The following is a 21,675-nucleotide window of genomic DNA, read 5'->3' as shown; positions in this document are numbered from 1 at the left end:
AACATTGGTCAAGCCTGGGTCATTACGTTATTCCTAGTAATGGGAGTCACCGGACTGCCAACAAAAGCAATCGCCATTCCTACAGAAAAGTTAGAGGAACAAACAGAAATATTCTCTACTGCTCTTGACGAGCCGATGGCACAAGTTACATCGGTTTCCCAGCTCAGGGACGTGCAACCTACAGACTGGGCTTTTGGTGCATTGCAGTCATTAGTAAAACGCTATGGCTGCATTGTAGGTTATCCAAATCGGACGTATCGCGGCAAGCGTGCTTTAACTCGTTACGAATTTGCAGCCGGATTGAATGCTTGCCTAGATCGGGTAAGTGAACTCATCGCTACAGCAACCAATGATACAATTCGCCACGAAGATTTAATAACTCTACAAAAATTACAAGAAGACTTTGCAGCTGAATTAGCAACTTTGCGCAGTCAAGTCGATAATTTAGAAGCTCGCACTGCCAAAATTGAAGCCAATCAATTTTCGGCAACTACCAAACTCAGTGGTTTATCAATAATTGGTATTCAAGGACGTAGCCGCAATCGTGCTGATATTTCTCCTAGAGATGGGATAAAAGATACAGATGATCCAGGTACAAACACTAATATTATCTATCAACACCTACTATTTTTAACAACTCAACTTAGTCCCCGCAGTTATTTATTTACTAGTCTTTTAGCTGCCGACGGTTCAACAGAACCCAGATTTAGCAATGATGTTTATCTTAGTTATGAATATCCCACCGATGCTCAGTTAATCGTAAGCGATTTCAATTATCACTGGCTGGTTACTGACAATTTAGCAGTGATGATAGGAACAGAAGGTGTCAGTATGACCACTGCTTTTCGAGGCCCTAATCGGTATGAAAGTGCTGCTACAGGGCCATTATCATGGTTTGCACAAAGAAACCCAATTCTAGACATTGGATTTGGTAAGGGTGGTATAGCTGTTGATTGGCAATTTGCCAAACGGGCTAGCTTGCAGGCAATTTATACCAGTAATACTCCTAGCAATCCTGGAAAACGCAACGGTTTATTTGATGGCAACACAACTGGTGCTTTGCAATTATTACTGACACCATCTGACGTTTTAGATCTTAGTTTATATTACGTTAATAATTATTCATCAGATGGTTGTTTGCTAAGTTTTGCAGGAGATGATTGCTTAACCGCGACTAATCCCGCAACAGGAAAATCAGAACCGCTACAAACAAATGCTGTTGGCGCTTCTATGAATTGGCAAATTTCACCTCGCGTTACTTTAGGTGGATGGCTTGGTTACACAAATTCTTATATTCCTGGCAGAACGGGAACTGTAGAGACAACAAATTACATGGTGTATCTTAATTTTCCTGATTTATTTGGCAAGGGTAATTTAGGTGGGATTTATTTCGGACAACCCCCAAAAATTACAAATAGCGATCTGCCCGTAGGAAACAATGTTCCTGACTTTATAGATACAGGTTTAGGACGTGCGGGCGGACAACCAGGAACAACATATCACATTGAAGCTTTTTATCGTTACCAAGTAACAGATAATATCAGTATTACACCAGGGATAATTCATATCTGGGAACCCGGACATACTCCAGATAGCGATCCAATTACTATGGGTGTTTTGCGGACTAGCTTTAGTTTTTAAGTAGAAGTTTATGAGTCGAGAAATATTGCAGAATTTAATTTATGTAATGAAGCCACACAAGATTTCTTTGATAAAACTTTATAAATAGCTCATGTTTTTTTCTCACAGCTAGCTAAATGAGCTATAAATACAAGCTTTTTAGTACAGTACACAAAAAATTGGGGCTTTCCGAGAATTCTCTCTTGTATATACTCTTTCAAAGAAGATAAATTTTGAATAGTTAATTGTCGGTACTAGGTATTAGGGAAAAAGAAAAAACTTTTCCTAATCCCCAGTCACTAGTCTCCAGTCCCCTTTACAAGTGCATCTATCAATTCAATTTGTATCGGCTGAAAATAAAGCATCATCAAGTGATGTCAATGGGCATGAATAAAAATTAAAAATATTTATGCCTATCTACCTAGCATTTTTTTTAAAACTCTACTTCAAAGTAGATAAGATTTTTATACACCATTCACCATTATGATTTGATTCAGCCAACTTAAAATCTTGATTGACAACAGATATATATATTTTGTGGGATGCAGTACTTGAATTCCATAAACTATTCATGCTGATTTAGAAAACTTTTTGAACAACAACTATTTATATGCATAAATTTAATCATCATCTGCTCACACTTATCTTAATAGTGAGTTCAGCTTCAATTACGACGCCCTCTTATGCTCAAAATGTGAAAGAGTCAAATCCAGGAGACACTGACAATAATGTTATATCAATATCTAATCAAATTGATATTACTACAGAACAAAATGTGCAACCTCAATTAAGTAATCAATCTAATTCATCCAATCAAGCTTTAGCTGTTAACACTGAACAAGCTATAACTAAACCTAACCCACGTATTCCTATATTTAGCAGAATTTTTCCTGTACCTTCTATGCAGCAGTAATCTAAATTAAGATATTTACTCCACGCTGCGATCGCGTAATTTCAAATCATAGCCCTCTCGGCGACAAATAATATCGTAGTAAACAACGGACTTAACTGATTGCCAAAACGGCATGAGGATAATTCCGTTAATTAAATTTAATATAATTAACAGTATAGTGGTAATTGTAAAATTATAATTACTTCCCGATTGTGTAAATAATAACTCAGATATTCTTGCAAAAATAATCCCTAATCCAAAACTTAAAATTAACCATAATAAAATTTGAATAGGCAGAGTAATCAAAAATGCCACAAATATAATAGCAATAATACACAGCGTTAAACCTTTAGTTAGTTTTCTACTCAATTTAATCGCTTGAATATAATTTATATTATCTTCTGTTACTAAAGGTAAATCAGTCAGAAATAAACGCGAGTTAAACCATAAAGGACTTAAATATACAGCTATTATTGTCGTAACAATAATTATTGTAAATAATAGATTACTATAAGGACTTGCTTGATTAGTCGGTTGAGAAAACACTCCAAAAATTGTTGCTAATATTAAATAAATTATTCCGGATATAAGAGAACACAGAATATAAAATACGCCAGGTGCACTCGACGCGCTTAACCCGACGCCAGGTACACTCGACGCGCTTAACCCGCAAGGGCGCACTGGCTCCGCAAGGGCGCACTAGCTCCAAGGGCGCGCTGCCTCCCCTATTAACCACTAACTATTAACTAAATTTATAATTGATTTCGTGCTTTGAGCCGCAAATATTTCTCTACCAATTGATCTGCAATCTGATTTGCTGGTGCATCGAGTACTAAGACACCTTTTTGTTTGAGTTGTGCAAATGCCACTTGTCTTTGTGCTAATAAATCTAGGGCAACCGCACGCCTGTAAGCAGCACTAACATCTCGTGAGTTCCCCTCTAGAAAAAGAGGAGTATGCGCTAGAACATCCACTTGCGGATCGCGCAAGGTGACAGCAAAGGGAAGATAACGGGGAGTAAGACACGAAAGTGCAGCAAGGAGTTCACTAGAGGCAGTGACATCTACTATGTCAGTGATAATGACTACAAGTGCTCTACGGCTTTGCTGCTGAACAACATGAGTAACAGCACCCATATAATCAGATTCCAGCAATACTGGTTGAATTGGAGTCAGGCGATCAATTAAAGTACTTAAATGTTGTTGTCCACGTTCTGGGGAAATCCATGCGTGCATTTGCCGATCAAATACACCTACCCCAACGCGATCGCCTCGATGTAACCCAGCCAAAGCTAGAGCCAAAGTTGTATTTAAACCCCAGTCAAAGCGCTGCAAATTATGTACTTTTGCTGTCATCAATCGCCCGCGATCCAGCAAAATCAGCAAAGTTTGCTCTTGTTCTGGTTCCAGCACCCTTACTAATGGAGGTGCATTGCTAGAAGCCCCTACCCGACGTGCTGTAGCTTTCCAATCAATGAACCGCAAATCATCTCCAGTGCGATAGTTGCGCAATTCAGCAAACTCTGTACCAATACCTAAACGACGAGATTGGCGAATTGAACCAGAAGATTGCAATGTCAAACGAACGGAAAGCGATCGCAACCCTACCAAATCTGGATAAACCCTAACTTTCAAACTTTGGGGAATCTTCCAATCACTCCAAGCTAATCCCCAAGCGCCGAGTTGTCGCACCTGAATATCTCCCCAAGCAAACTCTCCACGTTGAGTTGGGTGAACAGTATAGGTTAATTCTTGGGTGGCGTGACTATCAAGTGTGGCGCGTAGAGTTGTATCAGACACGCTAAACCCAGTTGGATAGTAATCGCGGATTTGAACTACTGCCTTGCTTTTCCCCGATGTAACTCGCAGCACAATCAAATTATCTCGCCCCACAGACAATCGCGCTAGTAATTCGCGCACCACCCCAACGCGATCGCGACGTACTCGTAAACCATCGACAACCATTAATGCCAGAACTACAGCATCAAATAGCAAGGTGATGACAATGCTAGTAGGAATACTGAAAAAAATTGCGAAAATAGAGGCGATCGCAATTCCTAAAATTAACAATAAATAAACTCTTTGAGAGGGTATCATTTCTTGGAAGATGGGAAAAATAAAGAAAATCAGCAGCAGGAAAAAAGAGATATTAGCGATCGCATTTACAGCAGATTTCAACTTTGTGAGGTATAGAAATACCCCTTCCTAACCCTCCCCTTGCCAAGGGGAGGGTTAGGAAGGGGCGTACCTCATGTACTTGCAAAACGCTGTATTATTTCCCAAACTGTTGCTTCTCCAAGTGGGCAATATCATGCATTGAGTTTTGTAACCATTCTTGAATATTTGGTTCCCATCCCTGAGTAAACTCGGTTTTCAACCAAGTATCAACAATTGTCAAAGCGGATTCTGGTGAAGTAATGAACCCTCCCAAAGTAAGGATATTGGAATTATTGATTGAGCGAGACTTTTCAGCAGCATTAGGATTTTCGCACACAGCTGCATAAACACCAGGGTGCTTGTTGGCGATAATAGCCATTCCCATTCCCGTGCCACATACTAGAATGCCCCGTTCTACTTGTTGGTTTCCTACCCTTTGAGCTACCACAGTTGCAGTCTCATAATAAGGCGTGGTGGCAGTGCGATCGCTAATACCTAAATCTTCTATTTCTATTCCTTTTTTTAGTAGATATTGCTTGACTGCCTCCTTCAGTTCAAACCCGTAAAAATCTGCTCCTAATGCAATCTTCATAGCTATTTTCCTCACTTAGTTTTAGAAAAATCTTACTGTTGTTATGACAATAATTTTTTTGGAACTTACGCATTTTCAACACAGACTTTTCCATCAAGCTCACCTTGGTACTGGCACTTTATTTAGTATCAACGCGATAACACCATCAATTTGCAAATTATCTAAAAGAGCCTCAGGTTTCAAAAGTAGACGATGACGCAACAACGGTGATGCAACTGTTTTAATATCATCTGGAGTGACAAAATCTCGTCCTGATAAGTATGCTGCTGCTTGTGCCGTCACAAACCATGCACCAGCTGCACGAGGTGATGCACCTAATGCTAAATCTGGGTATTGTCTTGATACTCTTACCAATCCAAGCAAATAATCAATGATTGCTTCCGAAACTTTCACTTGTTTGACTTCTTGTCGCGCCTGCAAAATTTCTGTTACTGTTGCCACTGGTTTGAGACGGACAATATCCAAACGTCGCGCTGCAAAACCCGCCTGGCGATTTAGTAACATTTGCTTTTCCGATGCTTCATCAGGATAATCTACTACTAACTTGAATAGAAACCTATCCAGTTGTGCTTCTGGCAGAGGATAAGTACCCTCAAATTCCAAGGGATTTTGCGTTGCAATCACCCAAAATAAATCTGGTAAAGGCAAACTTTCACCATCTAGTGTTACCTGCATTTCTTCCATCGCTTCTAGTAGTGCCGCCTGGGTTTTGGGAGGAGTGCGGTTAATTTCGTCTGCCAATAAAACTTCGGTAAATATTGGCCCCTTTTTCAAGGTAAAATTACGACTATTTAAATCAAAAATATTCGTACCAGTAATATCCGCAGGCAAAACATCAGGCGTGAGTTGAATGCGACGAAATTCCGCTTGAATTAACTGTGCAAGTACTTTAACGAGCAGTGTTTTACCAGTTCCTGGCACTCCTTCCAAAATTATGTGTCCACCTGCCAGTAGCGCCACAAGTATCTGTTGTATTAGGATAGATTGCCCGACAATAACTCGGTTCAGCGCTTGACTGAGGCGATTAAATACAGAAAGACTTTCGCTCATGTTGTGATTTATACTGAGTATAGTTAGATAGTAGTAGGCTTCATAAATTACGTACACTAAAAAGGTACTGGGTACTGGTGACTGGGGACTAGGTAGGAAACGTTCAAGACAGTCAATCACGGTAAAATTCCACAATGAGGGAATGAAAATCTCTTTCTCTGTACCCTGTTACCTATCCCCTGTTCCCTTTTTTCTCAGGGTTTGCCACCTCTGCAACCAGCCAATCAATTCTCGTTCACTGATGCGGCGTTTTCGATCTTGCTGTTGTAAAACTGCATATAATTCTGCTTCAGTATTACCTGTTTGCTGTTGCCAAGCATTAACTAAAGTTTGGCGATCCAAAAGTTCCGATCCCATTCCCAGGGCTTTTTGAAGTTGCAGTTGTTCTTCTTTACCTACCATCTCAACTACAAAGTCTGTGGATTCAGCTTTTTGCAGTACTGCTGCTAGGGCTTGGATATAAGCTGTGCTGTTATCAAGCTCAGGCATATCCAAAGTTGCCAAAGTACCAAAGCGATGATTCTTTGCCCAAACCAACACTGCTAGCAAGACGCCTATTTGTATCAATGCCGGAAATAATGGAGTTTGAGCCAAATAACCGAATATGTTACCTTTACCTTGACTCTGTCTGACATCAGCGTCTTTATAACCGTGGATATATTCATCCACAAATAATAATTTACCTTTTTGATTAACTAAATCAGCTAAATACTGAAAATTACTTAAATAATCTTGGTAAGCATTAGCGGCTAAATAGGGAGTAGTAGAAAAAATAACTTTTCCATTACCTTGCTTTTCTTCCCAAACCACACCGCCAAAGCGATCGCCCAAATATATTTTGTCCTTGGATATAGACGACTTTCGTCGTCGCGTTTCAATTTTGATATCACCTGAGGGTGATTTTTGCATAGTGCTAAATTCAGCTGCACTTACCCGTTCACGCACACCCAAGATAATTAAAGTGTTGCCAGCTTTTACCCATTCTTTTTCTTCGGACAAAAAAAATGGCTCATGTAACTGGCTATGGATTTGTAGGAGAGTTACAGGACGTTTTTGTGTTTTTAATTCTTGAAAAGGCTTTTGCCAGCGTATGATAGTAGTTCCACGGTCTTGCATAAAAGCATACCAAGCGCCATAGCCATCGGGAGCGCGGCTGTAGGTGGAACCACTATTGATTTTGCTACTACTAGGAGCTGCAATCAAGGTAAGTAAAATTATTACTCCTAAAGCGATCGCAATCAACCAGATAAGGCGGTTTGAAGATTTCATATCAAAAGGCTAATGGTTAATAGCTAATAGTAAGAGAGCAGTTAACTATTAGCAAATTAACTAAGTAGTCGTTCATAAATTACATACACTAATAAAACATGAAAAAACTTTTTCCCGTCTGCCGTCTGCCTTCTACTTATTAGCTATTTCCCCATACGCTTGGCAACACTGCTCGTAATTTTCAGAGTGAATCTCAGCATCACTAAAACATAATTGTTCATGAGTAGTAATCAAGGTTTCATATGGCTGGATTTGAGTACTAGATAATTGCAACAATTGCAAATATTCACCATCGGTGCGACTTGCTTTGTGAGGGAGAATGCCTTTTTCGTGCAACTGTTGCAACATTGCAAAATAAAGATAGCGGCAAGCATCTCGGTAGTTGCCTTGGCGATGTAATTCTTGCGATCGCCTCAAAAAGTTTGCTACTGACAGTTCATTGTCTGTGCTTTTTGGAGCAGAAATAGTAAAATTGCCCATACCAGACAGCTTGGAATATAAATAAGGACTAAATTCTCGCCATAACCGCCAACCTATCCAAGCTAAGAATAAGCCTACTAAAAGCCAAAACAGAAATTTCAGCAGCGATATCACCCAAGAATCTATTGACCATCCAGCAGGCAATTCTGGTAAGGTTTGATTGAATCTGGACAACTGAAATTCCAACCATTCTCCCACTTTTTGCTGAAACTGTGAAACTTGCCAGCCCCAACTGGTTTTTTCAAAGGCATCTGTTGTCATAGAGTTAGGATTTAGGAATTATTCCGGATGTTAACTTAAAATTTTTCGTATTTCTCATCACACTGAGCAAACAATAGGAATAAAGGTGGTGCAGTATCTTTTCTTTGCATTCAGTTTATGTGTCCCTGCTGTTTTGGTAAAGTTGGGTGTATCGGTGTAAAAATATGCGCGATCGCACTATATTTCTTTACTGACTGCGCGGATGGGTAGGTGTTGGAAAATCAGTTCTGAGAAAAATAGCTGAATTTATTACTGCATAAGGCTTTATGGGAATATTAGCTGATTATCCATCCGCGCTCCTTGCCTAGACTGGATTTCAGCCATTTACACTCTACCCAATCCAAATTTTTCATGCTATGATTGCCCCATCTGCGCCAACGAACCTTGAAAACCTCATATTGATTAAATTTCGGGCTACCGCGGTTGAAATTTCTCTTACTCCCTATTAGGGATTGAAACTCTGCACCAGCGCCTCCAGAACTTTTACTGGATAGTTGAAATTTCTCTTACTCCCTATTAGGGATTGAAACTGCCCTAAAGGACTGCCAAAACTCATCATCATCGTTGAAATTTCTCTTACTCCCTATTAGGGATTGAAACGCACTACGGGCTAGCAGGCTGCCATCTCTGCTGGAGTTGAAATTTCTCTTACTCCCTATTAGGGATTGAAACGCACTACTGAGGCTAAATAGGCAACACCCCTCTTAGGTTGAAATTTCTCTTACTCCCTATTAGGGATTGAAACTTCCTATCAAACTACGGTAAACCTATCAGACATCTGGTTGAAATTTCTCTTACTCCCTATTAGGGATTGAAACTCCAAATAAACTACCTCTACCTGCTCTTTTTTATGGTTGAAATTTCTCTTACTCCCTATTAGGGATTGAAACTTTTGATGATCTGCCACATCATCCATGTGAGTCAGGAGTTGAAATTTCTCTTACTCCCTATTAGGGATTGAAACCCACTAACATCAGAGCTAAAAGTAGCAGTAACGGAAGTTGAAATTTCTCTTACTCCCTATTAGGGATTGAAACTCCTTCCCAGTAGCCTTTACGACATAAGGGGAGATCTTAAGTTGAAATTTCTCTTACTCCCTATTAGGGATTGAAACATTGCAAAATGATTTACTGTTTCAATTTGGTATGTTGAAATTTCTCTTACTCCCTATTAGGGATTGAAACTCATTCCCTAATAGGGTGCATTGTATAAAGTTCAGTTGAAATTTCTCTTACTCCCTATTAGGGATTGAAACTGAGAATGTGATGGTTGCCAGTCAGCCTTTTAAAAGTTGAAATTTCTCTTACTCCCTATTAGGGATTGAAACTGCCCAGGCGGCCGCCCTTTCCCAGTTGATGAGTTGAAATTTCTCTTACTCCCTATTAGGGATTGAAACAAGTTGATGCTTTATTTCAAAAATCTATCAACTCTGGTTGAAATTTCTCTTACTCCCTATTAGGGATTGAAACAATGATTGCATGGCAGACAATACAGAGAAAGAATTTCAGTTGAAATTTCTCTTACTCCCTATTAGGGATTGAAACATTTATGACCGGGTTTTTAGGGGTTTCTAACATCTCAAGTTGAAATTTCTCTTACTCCCTATTAGGGATTGAAACACAGATATAGTAGCCACCCTTGCGTAGGTGGGAGCAGTTGAAATTTCTCTTACTCCCTATTAGGGATTGAAACAAGCCAGTAATGGTCAGCCTCGGCTGGTGAATAGAGTTGAAATTTCTCTTACTCCCTATTAGGGATTGAAACCTTCTGGCATCGTATCCGAAATTGTAATAACTCGTTGAAATTTCTCTTACTCCCTATTAGGGATTGAAACTTTGAATATGAGTAATGCCCACACCCTCGTGGTAGTTGAAATTTCTCTTACTCCCTATTAGGGATTGAAACCTATTACGCCTAATGTGAAAATAAGCTTTGTGAATCGTTGAAATTTCTCTTACTCCCTATTAGGGATTGAAACTGAGAACATCCGAAGGTTTTTGTGAGCTTTGATTACAAGTTGAAATTTCTCTTACTCCCTATTAGGGATTGAAACCGTACAGGCAAGAAAGCGGATCATAAAATTTGGGGTTGAAATTTCTCTTACTCCCTATTAGGGATTGAAACCCACCACAGGCAGAACGGCTTATTCAGAATTTTCTGTTGAAATTTCTCTTACTCCCTATTAAGAATTGAAACTATTATAATTGCGATACCTAGTAGCTACCTAGTAGTTGAAATTTCTCTTACTCCCTATTAGGGATTGAAACGGGGAAAGCCTGCTTCTATCGCGCCATCCAGATTCAAGTTGAAATTTCTCTTACTCCCTATTAGGGAAAAACTCCTTACTCTTGTGAGGACGAGCGTAACTTTTGATTTAACATTACCCATCCAACCAAAATCATTAGCGCACCACTAGCTAAAAACCCTAAATCCCAAGCTAACTGATGCGGCCCTGGCTTAACATGATGAATACCGAGAATTTGATGATCGATCAGTCCTTCCACAAAGTTAAATAAACCAGCACCAATGAGTAAAGATCCAACAAAGGTATAAGATGACCAAGGAACATCATCTTTCCCGCCTGCTCGCCACAGTAACACTACTCCTACTACAGTCATCAACCAATCAAAAGCATGAAATAAGCCATCCCAAACCATATTTAAATCGATGTTAGATTCGTTTGTTAATGGTCGAACGCTGCTTAACATATGATGCCACTGCAAAATTTGATGCAACACAATCCCATCCACGAATCCTCCTAAACCCAAACCTAAAAAAATCCCGGCAGCAATTAGCGGAGTGTGGCGATCGCTTGTCTGGTTATTCGCCTCCATTATTAGTCTCCTGTCCTCTAACTTAAAATCAAATTACCTTAATCCTTCTATCCTCTGGCTTCTGCCTTCTGCCTGATTTTTCAACTGAAGTTAGATGTCTGGCTGTAAGCATATACAGGCATGATAGAAGTTGAACTATAAAAGAGTACTTTAAAATGACTATTTACTTTTACAAAGCTTACGAGCCTTATGGCTGTTTTTCTAATTTTTCTCCTCATGGTATTGCAATCGAGGGTACTTACTGGCCGACGGTAGAACATTATTATCAAGCTCAAAAGTTTGTAGGTACCCAAGATGCAGTAATTATACCTATTATCCATGCCGTCGAGACACCAGAACAAGCTGCTGCATTGGGACGGTGTCATACTCGCCAAGTACGTTCAGATTGGGATGAAGTGAAGACAAAAGTAATGCAACAAGCTGTACTCAAAAAGTTTCTTACCCATGCAGACATTAGAAAGATTCTCTTGGCTACAGGCGATCGCTTGCTTGTAGAAAATTCCCCAACTGATTATTTTTGGGGATGCGGTGCAGATAAAAGCGGCCAAAATCAGCTTGGTAAAATCTTGATGAGTGTCCGCGAAGAAATCCGCAAATTACCTTTACTATCAGTAGCTTACGATTAGTTATTGCCAGAATTTTTGTATTAATATCAAAAACCTTTGTAAAAGGGGAATGCTATTATTCCCCAAACTAACTTAGTTTCAAAATTAGTCATAAATACTGAGTGAATATACAAAAATTAGTAGTATATATTCGACATAATTATAAGTGTAATTAGCTAAATTCTTTATAAAGAAGGTATTTGTCTAATTAAATCTAAAAATTTAATGTATAAAATTAAATAAACTCTTGTTAACTTTTTCTTAAATTATTAAGGTGCTTAAGGTGCTTAGATCCCCGACTTCCTTTAGAAGTCGGGGATCTGCTAGCCAGCATCTTCACAAATAAAAAATCTTGATCATCTTGTCTGGATATTGAAAAGAAATGACATATTCTCAGAGCGGCTTACAGCAAACATTTGCCCACAAAGATTTTCTGCACCGGATTACAAACCGAATTAAGCGATCGCTCGAACTAAAGGATATATTGGCAGCTACTGTCACAGAATTGCGTGAATTTTTGAGTACAGACAGGGTGAAAGTGTATCGATTTGACCTGAATGGCAATGGTGAAGTCATTGCTGAATCGATATGCGAACAGCGTCTACCATCCCTATTGGGGCTACATTTCCCAGCAGATGATATTCCAGAAGAGTCAAGACAGATGTATTTGTTGGCGCGGCAACGCACGATTGTAGATGTATCAAGTGGACGAATTGGGCTGTCACGGCTGCAATGTCCGGAAAGTGGCAAACCTCTGCATGAAATTGACAATTTTCAGTATCGGCGAGTAGATCCTTGCCATCTTGAATATTTAAAATCAATGGGCGTGCAGTCTTCGCTTGTAGTACCAATTGTAGATTGCGACCAAAAACAGGAATCAGCAAAACCACGACTGTGGGGATTGTTGGTGTCACACCATAGTCAACCGCGAACATTTTTAAAGCGGGAAATTCGGATGGTACAGCAAGTTGCCGATCAATTATCACTAGCGATCGCTGTCAATAATTTACTTGCCCAAAGCCATGCGGAACAACAACGAGGGGCAACCATAAACCGAATCAGCATCCTATTAAATACAGTGCCGGAAATTCAATTATCAGCAGCATTGAAAGAAATAATTACTGCAATTGCTGGAGTAGGTGGCAGACTTCACATTCAAGCAACATCACAATTGTATACTTGGGGCGACCAGCCAATATTACCTAGTGAATCAGAAAACAATTTTCTAGAAAAACATTCTGCTTGGCAAAACTGGATTGCACAGTGCAAACACGGTAATGTTTTGGCAATTAAAGACCTCTACAAAGAACCCCAATTAGAAGCTTTAGCTCCTTTTTTTAAATCTACTCGCATTCGGGGAATTTTAGTGATTCCCCTACATTATCGCCAAAAGTGTATTGGTTCTTTAAGTATTTTTCGTCATGAATTTGATAGCGAAATTTTATGGGCAGGATACGGTGAGGAAAATCAGCGACAACGGTTTCCCCAATTTTCTTTTGCGGCGTGGCGAGAGCGAAAAAAGGAGCAAGTACTTGAGTGGCAACCAGAAGAAATTTCCCTAGCTAAAGCTTTGTACCATCATTTTTCTATAGCAATTCAGCAGCAGCTAATGTACCAAAAAGCAAAAAAAATGCGCTTACAGGTGCAAAGGCTAAATCTAAACTTGAAACGCAAGGTACAACAACAAACTACCCAGTTGCAACAGTCATTGCAGTATTCTGTATTGCTCAAGCAAATTACAGATCAAATTCACTGCACCTTAGATTTGAAGTCAACTCTGCAAACAATTGTACGGGAAGTACGAAAACTGTTGAATACAGACCGGGTGCTAATTTATCAATTTCAGGAAAATACTCAGGGAGAGGTAATTTTTGAAGAAGTCAATGGCAATTGGAAATCTGTTTTGGGAATAAAAGCTCCTTCGGAATGCTTTCCTGATGAATATACCCATCTTTACTTTCGAGGTAGGATTAGGGCAATTAATAATGCCTCGGCGACTTCTTTAAGTCCTTGTCATCAAGAGTTTTTGCACAATCTTCAAGTACAAGCCTGCTTAATTGTTCCCATCAAAATGGGTACGCAACTGTGGGGATTACTAATTGCTCACAATTGCCATGCCCCCAGGAATTGGCATGATGATGAAATCGACTTGCTGCAACAATTAGCAGATCAGGCAGCGATCGCCATTCAACAAGCACAACTCTACGAGCAAAGCCTTGCTACCGAAGCAGAGGCAACGGCTAAAGCTGCACAATTAGAGCAAGCTCTGTGCCAACTGCAACAAACACAAACACAACTAATTCAAACTGAAAAAATGTCTAGCTTGGGACAGTTGGTGGCAGGCATTGCCCACGAAATTAATAATCCTGTTAACTTCATCTACGGCAACCTTAGTCACGTCATTAACTATACCCAGGAACTGCTAGCACTTTTGCAACTCTATCAAATACATAATCCTCAGCCCAACGAAGAAGTTGAGGCAAAAGCAGATGCCATTGATTTAGAGTTTGTTGTCGATGATTTACCAAAAATTTTGTCCTCAATGCAGGCAGGAACTGAACGCATTCAGGCGATCGTGTTGTCTTTACGTAACTTTTCGCGCTTGGATCAGGCTGAAATCAAACCTGTTGACTTACATGAAGGCATTGATAACACATTATTGATCCTACAACATCGCCTCAAGCCAACTGCCAAGTTTCCTGGTATTAAAGTGATTAAAGATTACGGGGAGTTGCCATTGGTGGAATGCTATGCCGGAGAAATCAACCAAGTATTTATGAATGTTCTTGCCAATGCTATTGATGTCCTGACAGAAGAAAGTGGTAAAGATACGTATTGTATCCGGATTTATACTGAAATATCAGCAGATAAATCTCATGCTGTAGTTCGCATTGCCGACAATGGACGGGGAATGAGCGAAGAGGTACAAAAGCGAATATTTGACCCGTTTTTCACCACTAAACCAGTAGGTAAGGGTATGGGACTGGGGCTTGCCATTAGTTATCAGATTGTTGTCAACAAGCACGGTGGAACAATTAAGTGTGTATCACAAATAGATAAAGGTACGGAATTTTGGTTAGAAATTCCTCTCAAACAAACAGTTCAAAGTAGTAGCGAGTGTTAAATCAGTGAGCAGTTATTAAGGCTCTGAGCGCGGGTTTAAATTCCATATTCAGAGTGAGGTAACTGTGGCTGGTTTTTACTGCTTTGTCATCGGAACTGCGAAAGTTACGGATGATAATATTACAAGTTATTGATTACACTAAGTATAAAAATGCCTGGCTTGGTAGCTTTTGTATATTTAGATTTAACTATATGTGGATTTTACTAATATAAAACAAGCACTACAACACCTTTCAGATAGTGCAGCAGAGCCTGTAGTTTGTAGTATATTTATCACAGAATTACAGAAAACACTTGGATTTGATATAACGGAAACAATTCCTGGCTTTGCTACTGGAAATGGTAATGATGCCGTTGACTACGCTGTTCGCAAGAATTCTGACGGTGACATTTTTATTCACACCAAATTAAACCCTTATTTGTTAATAGAGGTGAAAGGTAGAAATATAAACTTACACCCAAACTCAGCACAATATAGGTCAACAGTTTGTCAACTCAAGTGTTATTTACTTGCCTCAAAGTGCTAATCTGCCCAATGGGGAATCATCACCAACGGTAACTACATCCAGTTGTTTAGAAAACATGGTAATACCATTTCACTTTTTGAGTGATTCATATTCAACCCCTCCCAACCTCCCCTTAGTAAGGGGAGGTGCCGTAGGCGGTGGGGTACATCCATATCAGCCTTTTCGTGAAATAGTATAAGGTTATCCATCCTGCACTTCCTTGTCTGGAGATTACCTTCAACAATGTAGATACAATTATTTCGGCAATCAAGCAGAAGATAGACAATCCGCAAAAAGCACTGACTGTGGCAGTTTATAACAACAAAGGTGGAGTCGGGAAAACTACTACCACAGTCAACTTGGCAGCTATTTTGGCAATGTTAGGAAAGCGATCGCTCATTATTGACTTCGATCCCAATCAAAAAGACTTGACTAGCTCACTAGGTGTGAAAGTTAGTCAAGATTCTTTGTACTCGTGGCTGGTAAATAAAACTGCACCATCACCTGACGGGTTGATCAACACTTGTAAATTCTCCCCCAAACCAGGCATTACTTGGCAATTTGACATTATTGCTAGTGATGAAAAGCTTCAGTATGTGGAAGAAGATAAACTGCGTCAAATGATAAGTCCTGGAAGACTACGACAAGCACTAGAATCATTCAAATCACAATATGACTATATCTTGATTGACTCTCCACCAAACTGGAGATTTTTCAGCAAAAGTGCAATTTACGCAGCAGATGTAGTTTTAATTCCCACCAAACACAACTCCATTTTTTCTTTGGAGAATGCAGCAACTGTTCTTGAGCGTTTTATTCTAGAAATTCAAAGCGAAAGAAATGATGGAGGCCCTATTGCCCTACCCATTTTTTATAATGGTGAATCAATCACCGATCCTGCAAAACGTACAGCAGAACTAGCAATAGACAAAATCATAGAACGAGCCAAAAAGAATAAAACTGCCAATCCTATTGACTTAACACCATACTTTTACTCCAGATACACCTACTCACAAAAACCTCTATATTTTCAGCATACCTAGCTACGCACATATTGCAGGTGCTGCGTTTACTCGTACTCCTGCTGCTTATAAAAACAAGACAGCCTGCGAGCATTATTTGGTATTAACGAAGGAATACTTTTTACAATAAGAAGTTTAGAAAGATGAGCGTAAGTAACGTTGGAAATTTGATGTGTCTTTATATGCATGAAATTAGCCCAGGTAAAGGCACGGATGTACCCGAATTTTGCATCAAAGCAGCTGCAACAGCGCTGATTGAGTCGGGCAGTCGTAATTGGGTTCCAGTGATTGTCAAAGAAATCGGCGAAGATCAGTATGAAGTCATCGGGAATGGTTTCGTTTATGCGATCGCATCCGAAGCCGGATTAGAAAGGGTGTGGTGCGTTGTTACAGATGCCAGTGAGAAGACACTTGAGTTAACCAAGATTCTGACTGGTGAGTTAGTACCAAAAATTAATTTGTCAACTGCAAGTAGAGATGATATTCAAGCAGCTTTGCGTTACCTGATTGAAAAGCCCAACAGTGAGTTAAAAGGCGTAAAACTGGTGATCGCTACCAATCGTATTGATGAAGCTTCACGCAAAACTTGGCAAACCTTTGAGCCAATCACAAAACTCAAATGCGGCATAACTAAGGGTAAAAAGCTAGATGCGCTTCAAGAAGTCTTTTATATCGCCCCTGAAATAACACCAGAAGCTATGATCCCAGAAGTTGCTACACCAGAAGCCACTACAAAGGTGAAGTTAACTACCTTATCAGTGACACAACTTAGAGATATGGCGAAAACACAAGGAATTTCTGGATACAACAAAAAGAAAAAGCAAGAGTTGATTGCTCTACTATCGGTAAGTTAATTTGAAAATTTGAGCTTGAAACTCACCAATAGTAAACCATCATCACCAAAAATGAAGGTAGGGGATATATATAATTTTCTGTTTCAACTGAATTGAACTTCGCAAAAAGACTCTGAGAAAAGACAAGACTTTGCCAATCTTTGTGTAGTATTTTTGGTGGAAGCCTGTCTTTATACTATAATTCAATCCGATGAAACAGCTCCTCAACCAAATATTCAACTGGAAAAAACACATTCACTGGCTAATTTTGTCATTGATGAGCGTTATTTTAGCCTCCTCACTATTTATGGCACCCGCTTTAGCCACAGGTGTGTATCAAATTCCTGCTCTCACACCTGATACCTGGGTTGTCGATGAAGCTGATGTCATCAGCCGTGTCAATGAAGGTAAACTTAGCAGCGCCTTTGAGGAATTAGCCAAGCAAACCGGAAATGAAGTAAGAATTGTTACTGTTCGCCGTCTTGACTATGGTGTAACTCCGGAGAGCTTTACCAAAGCATTATTTGAAAAATGGTTCCCCGACAAAGAAGCACAAGCTAATCAAACCCTACTAATGATTAATACCGTAACCAACGGTACTGCGATTATTACTGGTGAACGAGTCAAGTCTTTGATGTCAGACGAGATTGCTCAAAGTGTAGCTAATGAAACTGTCGCGGTTCCTTTGCGGGATGGTGACAAATACAATCAAGCATTTTTAGATGCAAGCGATCGCCTAGTAGCTGTACTATCGGGACAACCCGATCCCGGAGCTCCCGAAGTTGTTGACACCGTGCAGGTAGAAAGCACCTTCAAAAAAGGAGAAAAAACAGACACGGGTAATGCTACCGCTTGGGTAGTAGGACTTTTAATTGCCGCCACCATTATCCCGATGGCGACTTATTACATTTACCAAATCAACCAACCATCTTCTAATGGTTAATGGTTAATGGTTAGTGGTTAGTGGTTAGTGGTTAGTGGTTAACAGGTAAAAATTAACTTCTAAATTACCAACGACTAATGTACAGACGCGATCAATCGCATCTCTACCTATACCTACTACCTACTAACCACTAACAAATCAAAATTAATCTTGAACATACTCTTGCCCTGTCACTAATGCTAACTCAGCACGGACAAATTCCCGTCCTAAATATGCAGCATGATCTAGCTGAGTTACTGGACAGGGTTTTGTTTGTTCAAAAATATTAACACACAGTTCTTTTGCCGTTCTGCCGGAAAATAGGGTTGTGTGAGTTCGTTCCACCTTTCCTCGTGCGGGAATTACCTTCCCTGTTTCTGGATCGATAGCTAAACCACGCTCATCAATTACATTTGTGAAATGCTTTGCACAAATTAATCCCGACTCTCGATCCAGGTAAATGATGAAATATCCACCTGGATCTAGTTCTAATTGACGCAGAGAAAGTTTTTCATCTATTGCTGCTAAATCTTCTAATTTCACACCCATAATTGCTGTAAAAACCAACATTGCTCAATAATTTTTCATTCCTTCTCAAGTGTAATTCCTATCTCCCTGTGTACCTTACATAGTCTGATATCCAATGCTCAATTCTCAATCCCCGATACATTTTTCCCTAATACCTTTTTTTGTGGGTATTTCGGCGAAGTCTACCTAATTTTTTTAATCCTGTTAATCCTGTTTTTGACTAAACGGTAATTCTGCATTAATTGCCTCAATTTCTTGCTGCTCTAACTCATTCACCTCACGAATGTAAGGATGCAAAATTTGTTGCAAACGCTGATTGTAAAAGCGGTGCAAACTGTAATTGGGCATAGCAGGAAAACCGCGACGTTTTTTATGCCGCCCACCAGCACCGGGATCAAAAATCTGAATACCGTTAGCGATCGCCCACTCTATTGGGGCATAATAGCAAGCATCAAAATGCAAACAATCTATTTCTTGAAAACTACCCCAATAGCGCCCGTACATGCTATCGCCTTTAAATAAACAAAAAGACATCCCCAGAGGCTGGCGATGATCTTGCTCACTATAAGCAGCAAACAACAATACACGATGGCGATAATGGGTGTGTAATTGTTCAAAAAAGCGCTTTGTTAAGTATTTACTACCCCACCAGCCAAATTTATCGCACGTATCAGCATAAAACTCGTACATTAGCGCTAACAGCGATTTAGAAATTTCATCTCCAGTTATAGGTTGTAATCTCAAACCAGCTTTTTCTACAGCTTTGCGTTCGCGCTTAATGTTACGGCGCTGATTGGCATTAAAAACAGTCAAATAATCATCAAAAGTATTAAAACCAATATTTTGCCAAATGTAACTGTGGTGCAACCAAGCGGTGAAACCTTGACGTTCTAAAATCGGACGCCATTGGGGATCGACAAAAAGAAAATGACAGCCACTTAAGCGGTGCTTTGAGCAGAAAGCATCAATTTCATGCACCATCATCGCTACAATTTCATCTTCGTCTTCACCTGGGGCAATCAAAAATCGATAGCCTTCAACAGGAGTAAACGGCGTCATCCCTAGCATTTTTGGATAGTAATGCACGCCGATGCGCTGTGCCAATTCAGCCCACTGGTGATCGAATACAAATTCACCCTGACTGTGTCCTTTCAGGTAGAGCACAGCAGCAGCGATGAGTGTTCTATCACGCCAAAGAGTCAAATGATTTGGCAACCAACCTGTTTTAGCTGTAGCACTACCAGAGGTTTCTAAATTGTTCAGCCACTGCCATTCTAAAAATGGAGTTTGCAGTGGCAATGCTAAAGCATCCCAAGCGTCTTGAGGAACTTCAGCAATTTTGTTAATCCAAGCGACTGAATAGCGAGGCTTTAGTTGTTCCACCATCGTGGACTTCCGAAAGAATTTTAGGAATAGCTTTACTTAAGTTAATCTAATCTGCTCCTAATTGCAGCTAAATCTGGGAATTGGGTATTGGGAATTGGGTATTGGGAAGAGAACAAGGTGACACGGAGAGGTTGAGACATGGGGAATATTTTTGATAATTTCTCCCTGTCACCGCGTCTTTCCATCTCCGCGTCTTCATAGCCCCTAGTCCCTATTTACACTAGGCAAAACACCAGTTTTGTACATATTCCCGTAATTCTGGAAAGAACTCTAGAAAGTCATCTTCCAAGCTATTGTAGTGGCTTGTGAGTTCTTTAATCGCATATTGCAACTTGAAAGACTTGTTCATCCGCATTAATATTCTGTTGGAGATTCTCTCTAAAGTTTTTTCTACACCAGTTAAGCTGCGATAACCTGTCAACCAATCTTCGGCTGCCATACAAGCAATCAATTTTCTGACACCTGTGGGTATATCTCCTTGATAAGCTTGAAACGACTCGTATATCTGGGCTGTAAACTCTTCCAAAGGTACTTTAGAATACATAGACCAATTTTTTGCTAGAAAATGATCGTAAAAAATATCGACGAGTATGCCAGCAAATCGTCTGTATTCTGATCCAATTAGCCGTTTACTGCGGTGGACGATAAAATGAGCATCTGTAAATGCATCAATTGCTTGATGGCATTTAATACCACGCTGGAGATAAAAGTTGAAATTCTGACGTGCTGATCCCTTGACTAAGTCGGCAAGTAGATTACCCAAGCGAATTTCATCATTACATTCAGACAGGAACAAGTGAGCTAGCCAATTCATAAGCAATTCATCGCTTAATTCGATAATTGAGAAAAACTTCCTGCTCGGAGGTACAAACTTCCATTAGTTGTAACTGGGGAGCTACTTGCGACAAAAATCCTTTGCCTTCCACTGGTGTAGGCGCACTAGCACCACCTAAAATTAAAGGACAGATGGTTAGCCAAAATTCGTCGATTAAGTCTAATTCCAGCATTGAGGCGATTAATTCACCCCCTCCTAATACAGCTAATTTTGCTATTCCCAGAGTTAATAGATGTTGTAGAGCAACTGCAATGTCTATTTTTTCTGTCGTAGTTTCTAATACTAAAATCCGCTCGAATTCTGGACGCTTTTGCCAAAAAAGCGCTCCTGGTTTTGTTGTTATTAACCAACGGCTGACAGGTTGTTGAAAAAAGCGAAGTTCCGGATTTAGGTGGGCAGTATGTGTAATTACTATGTGGATTGGCTGCGAGTTTTGACCTGCTTGTATTCTTTGTTGCAGAAGCTGTGGATTTGCTACGGTTAATGTTGTACCATAAGCGCGTAGAGTTCCAGCACCAAATAAAACGGCATCAGAGGCAGCAATCTGTTTTTCCAGATGGGCTTTATCGGTTTTTGACCCGAATCGAGCAGGCGATCGCCTAAAATCTGCTATTTTGCCATCTGCACTCATGGCCAAAACTACTGTAGTATGAGGTCTATACTGCACCCTTGCTCTCTTTGTTTGTAGACTGTACGTCTTTTTACTATTAAGCTATTTTATGTTTAAAAATTGCCAAGAGTAATTTTTTCGCCCAACGTTA

Annotated in this window: 19 protein-coding genes and 1 CRISPR repeat array; of the genes, 8 read left to right on the top strand and 11 right to left on the bottom strand. The window is 39.9% G+C overall.

The genetic code is table 11. From position 1 onward, the window contains the following. Positions 1–39 precede the first annotated feature (39 nt). Together QUB80_RS32210 and QUB80_RS32205 are read left to right on the top strand one after the other, a co-directional pair. The gene (locus QUB80_RS32210) at positions 40–1,641 is read left to right on the top strand and encodes an iron uptake porin (RefSeq protein WP_289793585.1); all 1,602 of its coding nucleotides are present in this window, start codon (positions 40–42) and stop codon (positions 1,639–1,641) included. Positions 1,642–2,230: 589 nt separating this feature from the next. Beyond that, positions 2,231–2,533, top strand: a complete 303-nt coding sequence (locus QUB80_RS32205) for a hypothetical protein (RefSeq protein WP_289793527.1) — start codon at positions 2,231–2,233, stop codon at positions 2,531–2,533. Between the two features lie 15 nt (positions 2,534–2,548). On the opposite strand, the gene QUB80_RS32200 is transcribed toward QUB80_RS32205, so the two are convergent. The 7 genes from QUB80_RS32200 to QUB80_RS32170 form a co-directional block, all read right to left on the bottom strand. Further along, a complete protein-coding gene (locus QUB80_RS32200; protein ID WP_289793526.1) occupies positions 2,549–3,058 on the bottom strand; it encodes a hypothetical protein in 510 nt (169 codons plus the stop codon). Positions 3,059–3,264: 206 nt separating this feature from the next. Continuing rightward, a complete protein-coding gene (locus tag QUB80_RS32195) occupies positions 3,265–4,608 on the bottom strand; it encodes a DUF58 domain-containing protein (RefSeq protein WP_289793584.1) in 1,344 nt (447 codons plus the stop codon). A gap of 175 nt (positions 4,609–4,783) precedes the next feature. Continuing rightward, positions 4,784–5,260: an RpiB/LacA/LacB family sugar-phosphate isomerase gene (locus QUB80_RS32190; protein WP_289793525.1), complete on the bottom strand. Its 477-nt coding sequence runs from the start codon at positions 5,258–5,260 to the stop codon at positions 4,784–4,786. A 99-nt stretch (positions 5,261–5,359) separates the two neighbouring features. Next, a complete protein-coding gene (locus QUB80_RS32185; protein WP_289793583.1) occupies positions 5,360–6,310 on the bottom strand; it encodes an AAA family ATPase in 951 nt (316 codons plus the stop codon). A gap of 168 nt (positions 6,311–6,478) precedes the next feature. Beyond that, positions 6,479–7,579 (bottom strand): DUF4350 domain-containing protein, encoded by a 1,101-nt coding sequence (locus QUB80_RS32180; protein WP_289793524.1) that lies wholly within the window; start codon positions 7,577–7,579, stop codon positions 6,479–6,481. Between the two features lie 132 nt (positions 7,580–7,711). After that, positions 7,712–8,320: a DUF4129 domain-containing protein gene (locus tag QUB80_RS32175; RefSeq protein WP_289793523.1), complete on the bottom strand. Its 609-nt coding sequence runs from the start codon at positions 8,318–8,320 to the stop codon at positions 7,712–7,714. Between the two features lie 422 nt (positions 8,321–8,742). Next, positions 8,743–10,661: a CRISPR direct-repeat array (repeat unit 37 nt; unit sequence GTTGAAATTTCTCTTACTCCCTATTAGGGATTGAAAC). A gap of 1 nt (position 10,662) precedes the next feature. Further along, positions 10,663–11,154, bottom strand: coding sequence for a DUF2243 domain-containing protein (locus QUB80_RS32170; protein WP_289793522.1), 492 nt, complete (start codon positions 11,152–11,154; stop codon positions 10,663–10,665). A 155-nt stretch (positions 11,155–11,309) separates the two neighbouring features. On the opposite strand from QUB80_RS32170, the gene ybiA reads away from it, so the two are divergent. From ybiA to psb32, 6 genes are all read left to right on the top strand, one after another. Further along, on the top strand, positions 11,310–11,780 hold the full coding sequence (gene ybiA / locus QUB80_RS32165; RefSeq protein WP_289793521.1) for a riboflavin biosynthesis intermediates N-glycosidase: 471 nt from the start codon (positions 11,310–11,312) through the stop codon (positions 11,778–11,780). A 361-nt stretch (positions 11,781–12,141) separates the two neighbouring features. Continuing rightward, positions 12,142–14,883 carry a GAF domain-containing protein gene (locus QUB80_RS32160; RefSeq protein ID WP_289793520.1) on the top strand — a complete coding sequence of 914 codons (2,742 nt, stop codon included), beginning with the start codon at positions 12,142–12,144 and terminating at the stop codon, positions 14,881–14,883. Positions 14,884–15,076: 193 nt separating this feature from the next. Beyond that, positions 15,077–15,409, top strand: a complete 333-nt coding sequence (locus QUB80_RS32155; protein WP_289793519.1) for a hypothetical protein — start codon at positions 15,077–15,079, stop codon at positions 15,407–15,409. 284 nt (positions 15,410–15,693) lie between these two features. Then, positions 15,694–16,431, top strand: coding sequence for a ParA family protein (locus QUB80_RS32150; RefSeq protein WP_289793518.1), 738 nt, complete (start codon positions 15,694–15,696; stop codon positions 16,429–16,431). Positions 16,432–16,553: 122 nt separating this feature from the next. Continuing rightward, positions 16,554–17,264 carry a Rho termination factor N-terminal domain-containing protein gene (locus tag QUB80_RS32145; RefSeq protein WP_289793517.1) on the top strand — a complete coding sequence of 237 codons (711 nt, stop codon included), beginning with the start codon at positions 16,554–16,556 and terminating at the stop codon, positions 17,262–17,264. 190 nt (positions 17,265–17,454) lie between these two features. Then, entirely contained in the window at positions 17,455–18,186 is a 732-nt protein-coding gene (gene psb32 / locus QUB80_RS32140; RefSeq protein ID WP_289793516.1) for a photosystem II repair protein Psb32, read from the top strand. Positions 18,187–18,330: 144 nt separating this feature from the next. Here the strand turns inward: psb32 and QUB80_RS32135 are convergent, their stop codons facing one another. The 4 genes from QUB80_RS32135 to QUB80_RS32120 all read right to left on the bottom strand — a co-directional run bounded on the left by QUB80_RS32135 (position 18,331) and on the right by QUB80_RS32120 (position 21,581). Beyond that, the gene (locus QUB80_RS32135) at positions 18,331–18,714 is read right to left on the bottom strand and encodes a DUF4346 domain-containing protein (RefSeq protein WP_289793582.1); all 384 of its coding nucleotides are present in this window, start codon (positions 18,712–18,714) and stop codon (positions 18,331–18,333) included. Between the two features lie 183 nt (positions 18,715–18,897). Next, positions 18,898–20,079 carry a GNAT family N-acetyltransferase gene (locus tag QUB80_RS32130; protein ID WP_289793515.1) on the bottom strand — a complete coding sequence of 394 codons (1,182 nt, stop codon included), beginning with the start codon at positions 20,077–20,079 and terminating at the stop codon, positions 18,898–18,900. A 220-nt stretch (positions 20,080–20,299) separates the two neighbouring features. Then, on the bottom strand, positions 20,300–20,893 hold the full coding sequence (locus QUB80_RS32125) for an acyl carrier protein phosphodiesterase (protein ID WP_289793514.1): 594 nt from the start codon (positions 20,891–20,893) through the stop codon (positions 20,300–20,302). Between the two features lie 7 nt (positions 20,894–20,900). Further along, positions 20,901–21,581 carry a RibD family protein gene (locus QUB80_RS32120; protein WP_289793513.1) on the bottom strand — a complete coding sequence of 227 codons (681 nt, stop codon included), beginning with the start codon at positions 21,579–21,581 and terminating at the stop codon, positions 20,901–20,903. Positions 21,582–21,675: the final 94 nt, after the last annotated feature.

The sequence above is a fragment of the Chlorogloeopsis sp. ULAP01 genome (genome assembly GCF_030381805.1).
GTDB lineage: Bacteria > Cyanobacteriota > Cyanobacteriia > Cyanobacteriales > Nostocaceae > Chlorogloeopsis.
Note: the sequence above shows the minus strand (reverse complement) of the source record. Positions and strands in the feature narration are given on the sequence as shown.